Source organism: Enterobacter sp. MF024 (genome assembly GCF_005843915.1).
Taxonomy (GTDB): Bacteria; Pseudomonadota; Gammaproteobacteria; order Enterobacterales; family Enterobacteriaceae; genus Enterobacter; species Enterobacter barmai.
The window spans coordinates 702,079-718,400 of the sequence record NZ_VCBB01000001.1 but is presented as its reverse complement, the minus strand read 5'-3'; the positions used below and the strand labels follow the sequence as shown (position 1 = coordinate 718,400).

At 57.4% G+C, this 16,322-nt stretch carries 15 protein-coding genes; 7 read left to right on the top strand and 8 right to left on the bottom strand.

The window, feature by feature from the left end:
* Window positions 1-40: 40 nt before the first annotated feature.
* Both FFB58_RS03600 and FFB58_RS03595 read left to right on the top strand, forming a co-directional pair.
* Window positions 41-709 (top strand): GntR family transcriptional regulator, encoded by a 669-nt coding sequence (locus tag FFB58_RS03600; RefSeq protein WP_138369029.1) that lies wholly within the window; start codon window positions 41-43, stop codon window positions 707-709.
* A gap of 179 nt (window positions 710-888) precedes the next feature.
* Window positions 889-2,427, top strand: coding sequence for a methyl-accepting chemotaxis protein (locus tag FFB58_RS03595; RefSeq protein WP_039028676.1), 1,539 nt, complete (start codon window positions 889-891; stop codon window positions 2,425-2,427).
* A gap of 35 nt (window positions 2,428-2,462) precedes the next feature.
* Here the strand turns inward: FFB58_RS03595 and pqqU are convergent, their stop codons facing one another.
* Window positions 2,463-4,577 carry a TonB-dependent receptor PqqU gene (pqqU, locus tag FFB58_RS03590; protein ID WP_138369028.1) on the bottom strand — a complete coding sequence of 705 codons (2,115 nt, stop codon included), beginning with the start codon at window positions 4,575-4,577 and terminating at the stop codon, window positions 2,463-2,465.
* A gap of 265 nt (window positions 4,578-4,842) precedes the next feature.
* Here pqqU and FFB58_RS03585 point away from each other — a divergent pair, with 265 nt between their 5' ends.
* Window positions 4,843-5,904: a YncE family protein gene (locus tag FFB58_RS03585; protein ID WP_039028678.1), complete on the top strand. Its 1,062-nt coding sequence runs from the start codon at window positions 4,843-4,845 to the stop codon at window positions 5,902-5,904.
* 105 nt (window positions 5,905-6,009) lie between these two features.
* On the opposite strand, the gene FFB58_RS03580 is transcribed toward FFB58_RS03585, so the two are convergent.
* Window positions 6,010-6,555: a TetR/AcrR family transcriptional regulator gene (locus FFB58_RS03580; RefSeq protein ID WP_138369027.1), complete on the bottom strand. Its 546-nt coding sequence runs from the start codon at window positions 6,553-6,555 to the stop codon at window positions 6,010-6,012.
* Between FFB58_RS03580 and FFB58_RS03575 the strand changes: the two genes are divergently transcribed.
* Window positions 6,491-6,880 (top strand): RidA family protein, encoded by a 390-nt coding sequence (locus FFB58_RS03575; RefSeq protein ID WP_286172478.1) that lies wholly within the window; start codon window positions 6,491-6,493, stop codon window positions 6,878-6,880. The two genes, FFB58_RS03580 and FFB58_RS03575, sit on opposite strands and share 65 nt — an antisense overlap.
* Before the next feature lie 70 nt (window positions 6,881-6,950).
* Here the strand turns inward: FFB58_RS03575 and ansP are convergent, their stop codons facing one another.
* Both ansP and FFB58_RS03565 read right to left on the bottom strand, forming a co-directional pair.
* Window positions 6,951-8,447 carry an L-asparagine permease gene (ansP, locus tag FFB58_RS03570; RefSeq protein ID WP_138369026.1) on the bottom strand — a complete coding sequence of 499 codons (1,497 nt, stop codon included), beginning with the start codon at window positions 8,445-8,447 and terminating at the stop codon, window positions 6,951-6,953.
* A 346-nt stretch (window positions 8,448-8,793) separates the two neighbouring features.
* Window positions 8,794-9,684 (bottom strand): LysR family transcriptional regulator, encoded by an 891-nt coding sequence (locus FFB58_RS03565; RefSeq protein ID WP_138369025.1) that lies wholly within the window; start codon window positions 9,682-9,684, stop codon window positions 8,794-8,796.
* 111 nt (window positions 9,685-9,795) lie between these two features.
* On the opposite strand from FFB58_RS03565, the gene FFB58_RS03560 reads away from it, so the two are divergent.
* A complete protein-coding gene (locus FFB58_RS03560; RefSeq protein WP_039028681.1) occupies window positions 9,796-10,194 on the top strand; it encodes a cupin domain-containing protein in 399 nt (132 codons plus the stop codon).
* Here the strand turns inward: FFB58_RS03560 and FFB58_RS03555 are convergent.
* Window positions 10,166-11,473: an MFS transporter gene (locus tag FFB58_RS03555; protein ID WP_138369024.1), complete on the bottom strand. Its 1,308-nt coding sequence runs from the start codon at window positions 11,471-11,473 to the stop codon at window positions 10,166-10,168. The genes FFB58_RS03560 and FFB58_RS03555 overlap by 29 nt on opposite strands.
* Window positions 11,474-11,475: 2 nt before the next feature.
* Complete coding sequence (locus tag FFB58_RS03550; protein WP_138369023.1) at window positions 11,476-12,720, bottom strand: MASE1 domain-containing protein; 1,245 nt, start codon at window positions 12,718-12,720, stop codon at window positions 11,476-11,478.
* 233 nt (window positions 12,721-12,953) lie between these two features.
* Here FFB58_RS03550 and FFB58_RS03545 point away from each other — a divergent pair, with 233 nt between their 5' ends.
* Window positions 12,954-13,568: a Fic family protein gene (locus FFB58_RS03545; RefSeq protein ID WP_138369022.1), complete on the top strand. Its 615-nt coding sequence runs from the start codon at window positions 12,954-12,956 to the stop codon at window positions 13,566-13,568.
* Here FFB58_RS03545 and FFB58_RS03540 read toward each other — a convergent pair.
* Both FFB58_RS03540 and FFB58_RS03535 read right to left on the bottom strand, forming a co-directional pair.
* Window positions 13,565-13,711, bottom strand: coding sequence for a hypothetical protein (locus FFB58_RS03540; RefSeq protein ID WP_138369021.1), 147 nt, complete (start codon window positions 13,709-13,711; stop codon window positions 13,565-13,567). The two genes, FFB58_RS03545 and FFB58_RS03540, sit on opposite strands and share 4 nt — an antisense overlap.
* Window positions 13,712-13,847: 136 nt before the next feature.
* Window positions 13,848-15,383 carry a methyl-accepting chemotaxis protein gene (locus FFB58_RS03535; protein ID WP_138369020.1) on the bottom strand — a complete coding sequence of 512 codons (1,536 nt, stop codon included), beginning with the start codon at window positions 15,381-15,383 and terminating at the stop codon, window positions 13,848-13,850.
* 344 nt (window positions 15,384-15,727) lie between these two features.
* Between FFB58_RS03535 and FFB58_RS03530 the strand changes: the two genes are divergently transcribed.
* Window positions 15,728-16,267 (top strand): adenylate kinase, encoded by a 540-nt coding sequence (locus FFB58_RS03530; protein WP_138369019.1) that lies wholly within the window; start codon window positions 15,728-15,730, stop codon window positions 16,265-16,267.
* The last annotated feature ends 55 nt before the right edge of the window (window positions 16,268-16,322 follow it).

Genomic DNA, 16,322 nt, shown 5'->3' with positions numbered 1-16,322 from the left:
CTGTGGAATATAAGTTAAGTGTTGGTTACAGGAATAGAACATGCTGGATTTGGATAATTTTGAAAAAGCTCAACGAATGAGCCTGACGATGCAGGTAGAAATGAGTCTCAAAAGTGCGCTGATTGCCGGGGCACTAAAACCAGGGGCACGGCTCGTCACTAAAGAGATTGCGGATAAACTCGGTACCAGTATTACTCCTGTTCGTGAAGCGCTGCTGCGGTTGGTCTCCGCAGGCGCGCTGCACGCTACCCCGGCGCAGGCCTTTCTGGTGCCGGAGGTGACGCTCGAGCGTTACAACGAAGTCAACGCTATCCGCAAGGAGCTGGAGTGCATGGCGGTGGCGGCGGCCTGCAACCAGATGTCTGACGAAAAGTTAGATACGCTGCGCGAACTCTCAGAGAAATTTCATGATGCGATGAGCAACGGGGAAGTGGAGCGCGCGCTGCATACCAACCGGGCGTTTCGCTTCACGCTGTACCACTATGCCGACATGCCCACCCTGATGTCGCTTATCGAGCAGCTCTGGGTGCGCATCGGGCCCTGTTTTAACTGTCTTTACGATCCAGACCTTGTGCTTCCCTGCAAATCCTACCGCTACGAGGAACTGCTTGACGCGCTGGAGAAGGGCGATCAGAACGCCAGCCGGACGGCTATTGATAAAGTAATCGACGAAGCGAATGAAATATTAATCCGACAGTTTGATAACTAACTGCTAAATAAGCGAAGCGGTAATAGCGCTAATTTCGCTCGGTAATTATTTTCCGGCAGACAAGTCGCTGCCGGAAGAGGCTATTTTTTATCCTACTGATAAGACCAGCTTAACTATGAAATAACCCTGAAGCCTGCCGATAACCTTAAAAGGCACAGTCGCCTTTTAAGGAGCCAGGAATGAGTGTCAGTCAACGATTACGTAATATAAAAATGAGCAGAAAGCTCGCGGCAGGTTTTGGTCTGGTATTGCTGCTGGTGGCAGTTTCGACCCTGCTCAGCGTGCAGCGCTTTAAAGAGATTCGCGACGTTTACCAGCAAACCAACCTGATCTACAACATCAATATCGAGGTCTTCCAGGCCAAGATTAACCGCCTGAAATTCCTCTATAACGGTGACGAAAAGTCCGGCCAGCTGATGGCGAACTACGTCAAACACGCCGCGGAACTGACCGAAGAGGCACAGCAGCTGGAGTGGACGGCAAAAGAGAAGGCTATCGTTGACGCGATTGCCGGGCATCTGGCCCAGTTTGGCAGCAGCGTGAGCGAAATGCAGACCGCAATGACGGCCTTAAACGCCGACAAAAACGACCCGGCGGCCACCGCAGCCCTGAAAGCGGCGGAAGACAAGGTCAAAACCGCCGGGGATAACAGCAGTGCCTCTATCCGCGACATTATCGCCCTGGTCAAAACCCATAACGACTCGCTGGCCTACAGCTCCAGCACCATCACCGCCATCATCGGAGTGGCGGCGATCCTCTTCGGCATCCTCGTCTCCTGGTGGGTGACCCGCCAGATCACCCGTCCGGTCAAACACAACCTTCAGCTGGCGGAACGCATTGCCAGCGGCGATCTCAGCTCTGAAATCCGCCCGCAGGGCGAAGACGAGCTGGGCAAACTGACCGGGGCGATGGGGCGGATGAACGACAAACTGCGCCTGATGATTGGCGAGGTGCGCAGCAGCGTGGCCCAGGTGTCGCTGGCGGCCAGTGAAATTGCCGAAGGCAATACCGACCTCTCTTCGCGCACCGAGCAGCAGGCCGCGGCGGTAGTGCAAACCGCCGCCAGCATGGAAGAGCTGACCGCCACGGTGAAAAACAACGCCGATAACGCCCGTCACGCCAGCCAGCTGGCGGCTGAAGCTTCGCAAACCGCCACCCACGGCGGACGCGTCATGCGCGATGTGGTCAGCACCATGAGCGACATTAACACCAGCTCGCAAAAAATCGCCGATATCACCGCGGTCATCAACAGCATCGCGTTCCAGACCAATATCCTGGCGCTGAACGCCGCGGTTGAAGCGGCGCGGGCGGGCGAGCAGGGGCGAGGCTTTGCGGTGGTGGCGAGCGAAGTGCGCAGCCTCTCCCAGCGCAGCTCCCAGGCGGCTAAAGATATTGAACAGCTGATCAGCGAGTCCGTCTCCCGCATCTCAACCGGTAGCGACCTGGTGGCGAAAGCCGGGCAGACCATGGAGCAGGTGGTGGACTCGGTGACCCGGGTGAATGACATCATGGGTGAGATCTCCTCGGCCTCCGAGGAGCAGAGCCGCGGCATCGAGCAGATTTCCCGTGCGGTGATGGAGCTGGACACCACCACCCAGCAAAACGCCTCGCTGGTAGGAGCCTCTTCGACGGCGGCAGGGGCGCTTGAAGATCAGGCCCGTCTGCTGGAGTCGCTGGTGGCGGCGTTCCGCCTCGATCAGCAGGCGCAGATGGCGTAAAACAGAACCGGCAGCCTGGGCTGCCGGTTTTATTATCACTCGAAGCGATACGAGACGGAGAGACCCACCCCGTAGTTACGCCCCGGCGCAGGCTCGTAGTAACGCCCGTTCGATTCGTTGACAATAACCGAGCCGACATACTCTTTGTCGAACAGGTTATCCACCCGACCAAACACGTCCATTCCCCAGTTGCCGTAGTTGAACTTATACCCGGTGTTCAGGCCCATTACCGTGTAGGACGGCGCTTTGGCGCTGTTTTCGTCGTCGGCCATGATGTCGCTCATGTAGCGCACGTCAGAGCCCGCGTACCAGCCCTCGACAGGCTGCCAGCCAAAGGAGGCATAGCCCATATTGCGCGCAATGCCCGGCATCCGGTTGCCGCTACAGTCGCCATCGCCACAGACGTTGGTGCGGTAGGTGGCATCCAGGTACGTCCAGGCCATTTTCAGCTTCCAGTTCTCAGCAAACTGCTGATCGAGGGAGAGCTCCACACCCTGACGGCGAGTTTTACCGGCGTTTTTGTAGCTGGTGCGCCCGCCCGCGCTGGCATCGACCACGATCTCATCGTCGGTATCGGTGCGGAACAGCGCCGCGGTGAACAGGCCGTTGCCGATGCGCGTTTTGCTCCCCACCTCATAGGTGTTGTTGGTCGACGGCTTCAGGCCGAAATTCAGGCCGCTCTGGTTGTCGGTACGGTAAGAGAGCTCGTTGATGGTCGGAGTCTCAAACCCGCGACCCGCGGCGGCATACAGGTTCCAGGCGTCGGTCACGCGGTACTTCAGCGCGCCTGCCGGGAGCCATTTGTGATAGCTGGCGTCGCCGCTGTCATCGCCGTTGGCCCCCTGCACGTAGTGGTCGTTCGAGTCGAACCACACCGAGCTGTAGCGCACGCCCGCGTCGAGAGAGAGCTTCTGCGTCAGCTGCCAGTTGGTTTGCAGGTAAGGGTCGACGTTCCACATCAGGTTGCGTTCGTCGCGGCGTTTCGCCCCTTTAACGCCGTAGTCCGGCACCCCGTTGTTCATCACGTAGTTTTCATACCCGCGACGATCTTCGCTCATGTTTTCGTAGTTCAGGCCGGTGGTGAAGGTCATCGGCACCAGCAGCTCCCCACGGTGGGTCCAGCGGGTGTCGATCCCCTGATAGTGGCGCTGCATATCAATCACGCCGCCGGAGTGGGTGGCTCTGAGCTGCGGCTGATACGGAATCGACTGGTACTGGGTCATCTCGCGTTCACCGGCGTAGGCCATCACGCTGAGGTCGTCCTGGGCGCTGAGCTGGCGCTCATAGCGCAGGCCAGCCTGGGTCTGCTTGATGGTTTTACGGGTGTTGTACTGATCCCCGCGCGGTGACTGGCGCGGGTTGTCCCGCCACTCCTGATAGTCCAGTCCGCCCGGATCGTTGGCTTTCATATCCACGCTGTTGAAAATCAGGCTTAGCTTGCTGGCGTCGTCGATGCGTACGCCCAGTTTGGCGTTGGCGAGATTTTTGCGCGCGCCGCTGTGATCGCGATAGCCGTGGGTGGTGAAGCGGGTGGTCGAGACGGTGTAATCCACGTCGCCCGGGTGGGTGCCGTCGCCCATCGCACCGGTGGCCTTCATGCCGTAGCGCCAGGTGCCGTAGCTGCCGTAGTAGCTGCTGGCCTCGACGGTGTTCGGCTCACGTCCGGTTTCGGTGGTCATATTAAGCACGCCGCCGGAAGCATTGCCGTACAGGGCGGAGAAGGGGCCGCGCAGCACTTCCACGCTCTCGATGCTATTGAGATCGATGTTCGAAGTTTGCCCCTGGCCGTCCGGCATGGTCGCCGGGATACCGTCCACATAGAGGCGAATCCCGCGCACCCCAAAGGTGGAGCGGGCACCAAAACCGCGGGTAGAGAGCTGGAGATCCTGGGCGTAGTTCTGCCGGTTCTGGATCTGTAGCCCCGGCACGCTGCCGAGAGATTCAGAGAGGTTAATGCGCGGCGCGGCCTGACGCATATCTTCGCCGTTTACCACGCTGACGGCGGCAGGGGTATCTAACTCGGAGAGCGTTTGCGGCGATGCGCTGACGATCATGGTCTGTTCGTCGGCGGCCATCGCCGCGACAGGGGCTAACACAACAGGAACCAACAGCAGGGGAAGCGTTGCCCTGCGGGCAGAAAAGATTTTCATGGATTAAGAAACCGGTTAAGGAAAGGACGAACCAAATGGAACATGTGCGTGTATGGTAAATCTTTTGTAAATATTTTGAAAACCAAAACAGCACATAGCGTTAACCCAAGTGTAGGTTAAATCAGCGAACGGGCCCGTTGCGAGCAAGAATTACTCCACATTGAGATAAATAATGATTACTATTCTCATCAATAATCAGGCGAAGCGATGACTTTGCCAGCCGGAAGCGATGTCAGCGATACCATTTACTCAAAAGGGAGTTGTTATGAATTTACGTCACCTGTGCTCGCCGCGTCTGCGTGGCTCACTGCTGTTGGGTTCTCTGCTGGTCGCCGGTACTTTTAATGTTCATGCCGCAGAAGAGATGCTGCGTAAAGCGGTTGGTAAAGGCGCATATGAGATGGCCGTCAGCCAGCAGGAGAATGCGCTGTGGGTTGCCACCACCCAGAGCCGCAAAACGGATAAAGGTGGGGTGGTGTACCGTCTCGATCCGCTGACGCTGGAAGTGACGCAGGCCATTCATAGCGACCTGAAACCGTTTGGTGCCACCATCAACAACGCCACCCAGACGCTGTGGTTTGGTAACACCACCAACAGTGCGGTAACCGCCATTGACGCTAAAACCGGTGACGTGAAGGGCCGTCTGGTGCTTGATGACCGCAAGCGTAGCGAAACGGTAAAACCGCTGCAGCCTCGCGAGCTGGTCGCGGATGACACTACCAACAGCGTGTACATTACCGGCATCGGTAAAGAGAGCGTGATTTGGGTGGTGGATGGCGAAACGCTGAAGCTGAAAGAGACCATCTCCGGTACCGGCAAGTTCAGCACCGGCCTGGCGCTGGATGCGCAGGCGAAGCGTCTGTACACCACTAACGGCGACGGCGAACTGGTGACTATCGACACCGCCACCAACAAAATCATCGAGCGTAAGAAGCTGCAGGACGACGGGAAAGAGCACTTCTACCTGAACCTGAGCCTCGACGTGAAGGGCCAGCGTGCGTTTATTACCGACTCCAAACAGCCGGAAGTGCTGGTGGTTTCCCTGAAAGACGGCAGCGTCATCAGCAAAGTGGCCGCGCCTGAATCCCTGGCGGTGCTGTTCAACCCGGCACGTGATGAAGCCTACGTGACCCACCGTGAAGCGGGTAAGGTGAGCGTGATTGACGCGAAAACCTATAAAGTGACCAAAACCCACGACACCCCGACCTTCCCGAACAGCCTGGCGCTCTCCGCCGACGGTAAAACCCTGTACGTGACGGTGAAGCAGAAGTCGACCCGTCAGCAGGAAGCCACCCAGCCGGATGACGTGATCCGTATCGCGCTGTAAGTTCGCGCGTGATTGTGCCGGGTGGCGGCTGCGCCTTACCCGGCCTACGAATTTTGCCCCGTAGGCCCGTGCAAGCGCAGCGCCGCCGGGCAAAAGGCGGTACATTTATTGCGGACGTTGGCACAGACCGCTTGCCAGCAGTGTAAACACCTCCGTAATGGCAGGCAGCGCCCTCTGTGGATCCTGGCTGGCGGCTATCCACAGCGCAGCATTCATGGCTGCGCTGTTTAACATATAGGCCGCGGCGTCAGCATCCACCGCTTTTATCACACCGCGATCGAGCATTTTCTGGATGCTCTGGCGGGTGGATTCAAGGCAGCTCAGCTGGCCAGGCCACTGCGCGGGATCGCCCAGAAAAGCGGGCCCATCAAGCAGAACGATACGTCTCACCTCGGGGTCGAGCGCCATTTTGATATAGGCGACGCCTTCCGCTAACAGTTTTTCCCAGTCATCCCCCGCATCTGTGGCCTCAGCCTTAGCGCGTTGCGCCATTTCACCGTCCATCTGAGCGACAACGGCGGCGAGGAGACCTTTTTTATCGCCAAAATTGTGGTACAGCGCCCCGCGGGTCAGCCCCACGCTGGCCGTGAGTTCATCCATTGATGCCTCAGCAAAGCCCTTCTCAGCAAAGGCTTTTCGCGCTGCCGCGATCCGTTCCGGTGATTTGCTGTTTGTTTCTGGTCAGGTAGGAAGTTGCGCCGACGGTACGCCGGAGCCGGATTTTGCCGCTCAGGTGCAGCTTGCGTTTGATAATCTGAAAGCGACACTGGCTGCGGCGGGGTGTACTTTTGAGGATCTAATTGATGTCACCACCTTTCATACCGATCCGCAAAATCAGTTTTCAACGATCATGCAGGTTAAACAGTCTCTCTTTCCGCAGCCTCCTTATCCGAACTGGACCGCCATCGGGGTGACCTGGCTAGCAGGGTTTGATTTCGAAATTAAGGTGATTGCGCGGATCCCTCCGAAACCGTAGGCCCGCGCAAGCGCAGCGCCGCCGGGCAAAAAAAAGGGAAGGCTAAGCCTTCCCTTTTTAATTCACGCTTTTACCGTGATGTTTCTTCCACCAGCGGACCATCCCGCTTTTCATCATTCGGGTGTACCGGTGCGGTGCTGTGGATCTCATGCACGCGCTTACGCACGCCAAACCAGCCTGCTACCAGCAGAACCGCCAGCAGTGGAATAGTGGCGATGGTGTAAGTTCCGTTCGGATAATCGAACGCCATCAGCACCAGCACGCTGAACAGGAACAGCAGGGTCAGCCAGGAGGTGACCGGTGCGCCCGGCATTTTAAAGCTGACGTCAGCCGCAGTGCCTTCTTTGATCGCTTTGCGTAGACGCATCTGGCACACCACGATAAAGGCCCAGGAGGCGATAATACCCAGCGCCGCGACGTTGAGGACGATCTCAAACACCTGCGACGGCACCAGATAGTTCAGGAACACGCCAAAGACGTAGACCACCAGCGTCGCCAGAATGCCCGCGTAAGGCACCTGCTGCTTGCTCATCTTCGACATAAACTTCGGCGCAGAGCCGCCCATAGACATGGAGCGCAGAATACGGCCCGTTGAATACAGACCGGAGTTCAGGCTGGAGAGCGCCGCCGTCAGGACCACGATGTTCATGATACTGCCCACGTACGGCACGCCGAGCTTCGAGAAGAAGGTCACGAACGGGCTCTGGCCCGCCTGATAGGCGTTCCACGGCAGAAGCAGCACCAGCAGCACCACGGAGCCGACATAGAACAGGCCGATACGCCAGATCACGCTGTTGATCGCTTTCGGCACCATGTTCTCGGGATCTTTACATTCGCCCGCTGCCGTACCCACCAGTTCAATGGAGGCAAAGGCAAACACCACACCCTGGATCAGCACCAGCGCGGGCAGCAGGCCGTGCGGGAAGAAACCGCCGTTATCGGTGATCAGGTGGAAGCCGGTCATGTTGCCGTCCAGCGGTTTGCCGGTGCCGAGGAACACGGTACCCACCACCAGGAAGATGACGATCGCCAGTACTTTTACCAGCGCAAACCAGAACTCCATCTCGGCGAACCACTTCACGCCGATCATGTTCATGGTACCGACAATGGCCAGCGCGCCAAGGGCAAACACCCACTGCGGCACATCGCCAAACGCGCCCCAGTAGTGCATGTACAGCGCTACGGCGGTGATGTCGACGATCCCGGTCATCGCCCAGTTCACAAAGTACATCCAACCCGCCACGTAGGCAGCCTTTTCACCGAGGAACTCACGGGCGTATGAGACGAAGCTGCCGCTGGACGGACGGTGTAACACCAGTTCGCCAAGGGCGCGGAGAATAAAGAAGGAGAAGATCCCGCACACCAGATAGACCAGCGCGAGGGCCGGGCCAGCCATCTGCAGACGTGCGCCTGCGCCTAAAAACAGCCCGGTACCGATAGCGCCGCCGATGGCGATCATCTGCACCTGACGGTTGCCCATCGCTTTGTGATAGCCCTCTTCGTGGGCATTCAACCAGCGACGTTTCGCAGCATGATGATCGGCTGCGCTTTTATTGCTTGTTTTCATTGAGTTACCTGTTTACCTGTCAAAATCACTTTCATGATGTCCGTAACCCGCAGCGGCAATACAAACGATTGCTTCCGCGCGGAAATATTCTGCCTTTCCAGTCATTCTGCGTATGGATAAGGCAAAACATGGCGAAGCATCCTACCTGCAATTAATATTCGACGCAAAAAATAACGGAGTGAAAGTGATGCATATCGAAGTAAATAGTTCGTGCCGCTAATTGATGAGTTCAGTTCATAACCATAAGCAGTTTGTGGCTGTAGTAGACATAAATGAATCTGCCTATAGTGAATGCGTTCAGAGAAAAACGTATTGCAGCATCTGATGTCCCGCGTCGGAGAATAGATCAGCTACGCCGTAGCGCTTCTACCAGCAGGGCAAAGGCGGTGGTGTGCTGACGGCGGCTGGGGTAGTAAAGGTGATAGCCGTCAAACGCCGGACAGTACGCCTCCAGTACCCGTAACAGCCGCCCCTGGCTGATGGCCTCCTGCACCGTGTCCTCCGGGACATACGTCAGCCCCAGACCGGCCTCAGCGGCATCCAGTCGCTGGGGCAGGTTGTTCAGGGTGAGCTGCCCGTCCACACGGACGCGGATCTCCCGCCCCTCCTGAGTAAACTCCCACGCGTACAGACCGCCGCGCGTCGGCAGACGCATGTTGATGCAGCGGTGATCCGCCAGCTGTTCCGGGCTTTGCGGCTCACCAAAGCGGGCAAAATAGTCCGGGGAGCCGACCACCGCCATCCGCATATCCGGCGCGATGCGCACCGCAATCATATCCTTCGCCACCTGCTCGCCTAAGCGCACCCCGGCATCAAAACGCCCGTCGACGATATCCGTCAGGCCGTTATCCACCGTCACCTCCACATGAATGTCCGGGTACTGGGCCATAAAGGGCTTCAGCACCGGCCACAGCACCGCGCTCATGGCGTGCTCTCCGGCGGTAATGCGGATATTGCCCGCCGGTTTGTCACGCATATCGCGCAGGGCGGTCAGCACCTGCTCGATCTCCAGCAGGTGCGGGCTGAGGCGCATAAACAGCTGTTCTCCCGCCTCGGTAGGGGCCACGCTGCGGGTGGTACGGGTAAGCAGCCGCATATCCAGCCTGGCTTCGAGATTGCGCATGGCGTGGCTGAGGGCCGACTGAGACACGCCAAGCTGGGCCGCCGCGCGGGTGAAGCTGCGCTCCCGGGCAACCACCATAAACGACAGCAGATCGTTGAAGTTGTCTTTCAGCATCGCGTCTCTCCGGATATATGAATTTTGCTCATGGTTCCTTTCTGATTATGCAGTCTAATCCTCGCCGTTCGCATGCGCTACTGTTAACGCAACAGCAAACGAGGAGTCAGCATGAAAATTATCCGTAGTGGTTCATTACCGTCTGCCCGTGGCCCGGAAGCCTGGTTTACCGGCACCGTGCGCATCGACGCGCCGTTTCAGGCCACCGAACCGGCGAAAGTGGGTGGGGCGACCGTCACCTTCGAGCCGGGTGCGCGCACCGCATGGCACACCCATCCGCTGGGCCAGACCCTGATCGTCACCCAGGGGCGCGGCTGGTTACAGGAGTGGGGCAAAGAGGCAGAAGTACTCAATCAGGGCGATATCGCGTGGATCCCACCGGGCGTTAAGCACTGGCACGGCGCCTGCGCCCAGACGGCGATGACCCACATCGCCATTGCCGAAGCGGTGAACGGCAGCCCGGTGGAGTGGCTGGAAAAGGTTAGCGACGAGCAGTATCCGCAGGCGTAAATAGCCGCTTTTTGATCAGCGCAACAAGCGAGACGTCGCCGGGATGAACGATGGCGTGCAGCGCCCGGGTGTAGTCCAGCACCAGCCCGGGCGTCCAGGCCATATTGGTGGCGCGTTTGCGCAACTGCGCGGCGATCCACAGTTCCGGTATAAACAGCAGGCGCACAAAGCCGCCCCGGGCGCAGCGCTCTTTTAGCGCGCCGTCCAGCGCCGCCTCCAGGGCATAGGCCACGCTGCTGGAGCAGTTGCGCCAGGTCAGGTTGTACGTTTCGGTTTGCCGGTACTGGGTCCAGAATCCGGTTAACGAGGCGGCATTAAAGGTCGAGAAGTGGATTTTGCGGTCCGACTCGCACCAGATCCCCGCCTCGTAGCGGTAGCTGGGCTGGTATTTTCCCGCCACGGTGTTCGCCTCCACGGCCTTCAGCAGGTTAAAGAACTCGGAAGGGGAACGGTCGATCTCCGCCGCCGGATAGAGGCTGATATAGAGTTCCGGCGGGCACTCAAGCGCCGCATGGCCGGTTGAGATCACGCCGTTGGCATCCACCGCGGCGATATAGCGGTTAATCACCGGACGCGGCAGGGTCTGCTGTTTTGCCGATCCTTCCGGGGTCCAGACGTGGACGATCAGCTGATTGCCCGAGGTGTTTGTAACGACAGGCGGCAGCGCCTCGCGCGGGCCGGGGATTAGCGCCTGCGGGGCGAGAATATCAAACACCGAGCGGCCGTGGCGGATCTGGCGCATGCGCAGGGAGAGGATGACCGACTGCACCCCGCCGGTGAGCATCACCATGCCGATAAACTGCGAGACGGTGCCGTCGTGCTCCGTAGGAAACGGCAGGAACAAGAAAATCGCAAACAGGATCTGCGCTACGCCTGCCATCAGGGCGCGTCGCCAGTGGCTGAACCGCACCACCACGGCAGAGGCGATGGTGAACAGGCCGGTAATGAAGTACGCAATGCCAAAGACGATGGCCAGCGCCAGGGTGCCGTCATGCCGCCCGGATAAAATCAAAATGGCGATCAGCAGAAACAGACCGCCCTTGAAGTAGAAGATCCCGCGCTGGGTTCCCTTCGCCGCCGAGCCCAGCGTCAGAGAAACCAGGCTGTCGAGGAGCAGAAACAGGCCAAAGACATGCAGCGGAAAATGCAGCCCGCCCTGTAAGCCATCGATAAAAATCGCCAGTCCCAGTCCGCCCCACAAAATGCCCGCCAGCATAAAGAATGGGGCCGCTTTGCGGACAAACGCCGCCCCGGCGAGTAAAAAGGCGATTTGCAGCATCGTTAACCCTCCTCCTGCGTCGTGGGCTGAAACAGGCTTCCTTTATCCTCAGACCAGAATGCCACAATCACCGGGCGATCCCTGTCCGCCATCAGCAGCATATTTCGCTCTGTTATCGCCACGGGCGGGTGGCCTGCAAGGGTCAGCATAAAGCGAAATCGTTCGGCGACCGGCTGGCCTTTTGCCGTTGCCTGCCAGCGGGCGGCCATTTGCGCCTGCTTTTCCGGGTCGGGAATGCGGGAGAGCAGCGCCTCCCGGCTGTTAACCGGGGCTAATGCCGCGGCAAGTGTCGGGTCAGCATGGGGATCCCACGCCAGCCTGCCGGTCTCAGGATCGAGGGAGTAGGCAATACTCCGGGCCTGAATATCCCTTTGCCGGTGCGTTTTCTGGGTGCGGATAAAGACCAGAAGCAGGGCGGCGGCGGAGAGATAACACTGCGCCAGCAAAATCGACTCTTCAGCCGTCAGGCGGGCGAGCCAGAAGGGACCGGTTTCCCGCCAGGAGGCGTAGATCACCACCGCGCTGAACAGGATAAACGCCAGCGACGCCAGGCGATTACCGCACACCACGGTGGCGGCGGTAAGCAGAATCAACGGCAGGCAGGCCAGAGAGTAGATCAGGGCGATATTATCGCTGCGGTCGGGCACCTCGCTGAAGATAAATAGCGTGGCCAGCAGGATCGCGAACACCAGACAAACGCCCCCCAGCGACTCGCGCCGCGCGTCTTTATCCGGTGCCAGCAGACCCATCAGCGGCGGCGTGACAAACAGCGTGCCGGTAACGTTGGCGCTCCAGGCGAGCCAGAACCACGCCATTTGCAGGGTGCCCGCAAGGTAAGAGAGCCAGACCACGCCCGCCAGCGCGCTCAGGGTGCTAAAGACAACCGTGGCAATGATCCAGTTGACGATTTTGTGCAGCCGATCGTAACCCCGGGAGAAGTGGCGCACCGACCAGGCGATACCCAGATGGCTGAGGAGTGAAAACGTCCCCAGCACCAGCGATACGTGAAACGTATGGTGGAAGGTTATGCCCAGTGCAAGACGGGCGATAAACAGCACCAGCCCCAGCGCGAGCCACTGTTTTTTAGCGGTGAGCAGAAAAGCGGCGACGGCGACGCCAGATGGCAACCAGATAAAGGCGGTCCGGATGTCGGGCCCGTCGAGGAAGAGCGAGAGCCAGCCCAGCAGATAATAGAGCGCCCCCCAGGCGAGCAGTGAGCACGCTAACGTCAGTTTCTCTGCATTCATTCAGGGCCCCCGGCGGCGATCGTCGCTATAAAAAGATATGACCTTTTCGCCGGGTTAGCCATTTTTGCGGCGGTGGTGAGTCGTCAGGAACAGGGCGTAAGATATCAGGCCACGCAGCGACCATTCACTGAATCGCGGTAGATAAGGTGAATCTAAAACGCTACGATCGTTCGATTACCATCCAGATCATGCAGGATGCAACGTTGTGAATTTATTGGAGGGGAGGTTATTGCTTGCCAAAATATGAACTTAATTCCGCTGAAGAGCGTTACCAGCCTGGCTCAGATGACTCGGTTCTGGTGAACAGGTTAGGGATCATTGATGCCAGTGAAATGGATGCACTGGAGTCCGGCTTATTGCTGTTGCTGTATGAACAGTTGTTTATCGAAGACCGACCAACTGCACCGCTGACTTTTGAACATATCCGGGAGTGGCATCGCCAGTGGCTGGGGAATGTTTACGATTGGGCCGGGAGATTGCGCAATGCCAACCTTAGCAAAGACGGTTTTCAATTTGCCGCAGCCGACAGGATCCCTTTACTGATTGCTGGCTTTGAGAAGCAGTTTCTTACCCGTTCCGATGGACTAAAATCCCTGACTCGTATTGAGCTGGTGAAGTATCTGGCTGAATGTCATGTTGAGTTTATTTTAATCCATCCATTCAGAGAGGGTAATGGGCGTCTGTCGCGCCTACTTTGCGATGTACATTCGGTTCTGGCGGGAAAAGGCGTACTGGATTACAGCCTGTGGGACGAGCATAAAGATTTCTATTTCAGAGCTATCCAGGCCGGTGTAGCGGGGAACTACAGCCCAATGATGCAACTGGTTAACGATATTTTGCCCGATTAACGGGCGAGACCAACGGCTTTAGCCTGAGCCAGATTCTGTTTAAGTTGCTGCTCAATTTTTTGCACAGACACGCCTGTTTCGATCGCTGTTGAACTGGCAACGGAACGATAAATTTGGGCTTTTGTGACGGTTTTTTTTCTCATGCCAGTTACCTTCTGAACGATTCTGGAAATTCCAGGGATGAACATAACCTTTAGCAAGGTGGTTCGTCAATTTACCCAGGTCCAGATACCACTTCTCTTAATATTAGGGCGAAAATACATTTTCGCCCCAACGATCTTAGCCCCCGAACACCGCAATCGCCTGCTGCAGGCGGGTGGTGCGCTGGGTCAGGTGGTTAGCCGCCTGGGTGACGTGCTCCACCATCCCGCTGTTGTTGTGGGTCATCACCCCAATACGGGAAATGGATTCATTAATCAGGCTCAGGGCCTGGGTCTGCTCCTGGGTGGCGTGTCCAATCTCTTTTATCAGAGCCGACATGTTCAGCACGTTGCCAATCATAGTGGTCAGCTGGGTTTCGGTCTGCTCCACCATATCCACCCCGGCATTGACGCTGGCGACGTTTTTCTCGATCAGCGCCGCGATCTCTTTCGCCGCAGAGGCTGAGTGCTGGGCCAGGTTACGCACTTCTGCGGCCACCACCGCAAATCCGCGTCCGGCTTCACCGGCGCGGGCGGCTTCCACCGCGGCATTGAGCGCCAGGATGTTGGTCTGGAAAGCGATACGGTCGATTACCGCGATGATATCCACAATCTGGCCGTTATCGCGCGAGACAGACTGCATCACGCCGATGGTCTGCTTCATCACCGCCTCGCCGCGGTAGGCGCTGGCGCTGGTCTGGTCGGCCATCTGGATCGCCTCTTCTGCGGTTTCGGCAGTCTGCTTAACCGCGCTGGCAATCTCTTCTACCGCGGCGGCGGTCTGCTGCAGATCGTCCGCCGTCTCCTCCGAGCGGGCCTGCAGCGCATCGCCTTCTTGCGCCACCTGCTGGCTGATATCGCGGATGCCGCCGATCTGCGCCCCGACATCATCCACCAGCGAGTTGAGGTTTAAGCCGGATTGATTAACCAGCCGCATCATTAAGCCTAATTCATCGACGCGATCGAAATGGCTGTGATCCGTTTTGCGACCCGAAACCACACGCTGCATCTGTTTTACGATGGTTTTTAACGGCTGACAAATCTGGTTGTTAAGAAACAACCCAAGCATAATAAACAGCAGCGTCAGCGCCGCTGTCTGTATTATCCCGGCAGGAAGAAATAAAGGAACGGCGAAAGTGAGCAGGGCGGTAATCCCAAGGGCGTAATTAACGCGTTTCGTGATGCTGAGCCGTTTAAATAGTGAAAGAAAAGAGAGAATGCCCTGACGTACCAGCACGCCTTTATAAAAACGGTGGCCTTTTAACTCATTATTTCGCACCCGCTCGTAAAGCGCTTCACTGGCGTCAATCTCCTGGCGCGAGGGTATATTTCGCACAGAGATATAACCGGTCAGGGCGTCATTTTGATAAACCGGCGTCACGTTGGCCCGCACCCAGTAATGATCCCCGTTGTGACGACGGTTCTTCACCATGCCGGTCCAACTCTCGCCCTGCTGCAGGGTAAACCACATATCGCCGAACGCCTCCGGGGGCATATCCGGGTGGCGGATCACATTGTGGGGCTCACCAATAAGATGTTCTTCTTTATAACCACTGGCATCAATAAAGGCTGAGTTCGCGTATGTAATATGACTTTGTGTATCGGTGGTCGACATTAAGGTCGAGCCTTCGTTAAGCAAATACTCGTTTTGTGTAACGTGAATGTTACGCCTCATGAATAACTCCGGGTGATGTCTGAGTAAAGTAAAGCCGCCCAAAAAGAGTTCAGGCAAGAGAAAATTGTTATTTTTAAAAAGAACGGACGGCGTATTCTCCACAAAATCTAATCAGTTGGATAGCGTCACAATTAACTATTTTTTATCTGTTAACGGCGGCTGATGTAATAAAAATGCAATCAACAAAGCGCAGATATAAAGGCCAGCGGGGAATAACCCGACTTAAGCCAAATATAAAGGAATTAATGGATCCATGACAAAAACCGAACTACCAGAAATAGCGTTTCATTAACACTGATTAAACATTATGATATTGACCCCGTTATCCGATCCGCGATGAAACGATGAAAATTAATATTATTGGCACCAGCGGCAGCGGAAAAAGCACCCTGGCCCGCAGAATTGCCGCCGAACTGGCGCTTCCCTGTATCGAAATGGACACCCTGTACTGGCGCCCTGACTGGCAGGGCACCCCGGATGACGTCCTCTTGGCGAAGCTGGAGACTGCCCTCACCGCCAGCCCCGGCTGGGTGCTGGACGGCAACTACAACCGCACCCGGCCCGTGAAGTGGCGTGAGGTCGATCTGGTGGTGTGGGTGGATTACGGCTTCGCCCGCACCCTGCGCCAGGCGGTGACCCGCGCCGCGAAACGCGCCTGGACGCAGCAGGAATTGTGGCCCGGTACCGGCAACCGGGAGAGCTTTCGCCGCTCCTTCTTTAGCCGTGATTCGATCCTGCTATGGACCATCAAAACCTGGCGCAGCAACCGGGCCCGCTATGAATCAGACATGCACAACCCGAACTATGCCCACATTCGCTTCGTGCGCATCACCACCCGTCAGCAGGCCGACGCCCTGATCGCCGGGCTACGTTCTTCGCTGTAATCCAGTGCTGTATATCTGAAATCCGGCAAACCAAATGTAAATTAATTGTTTCTCA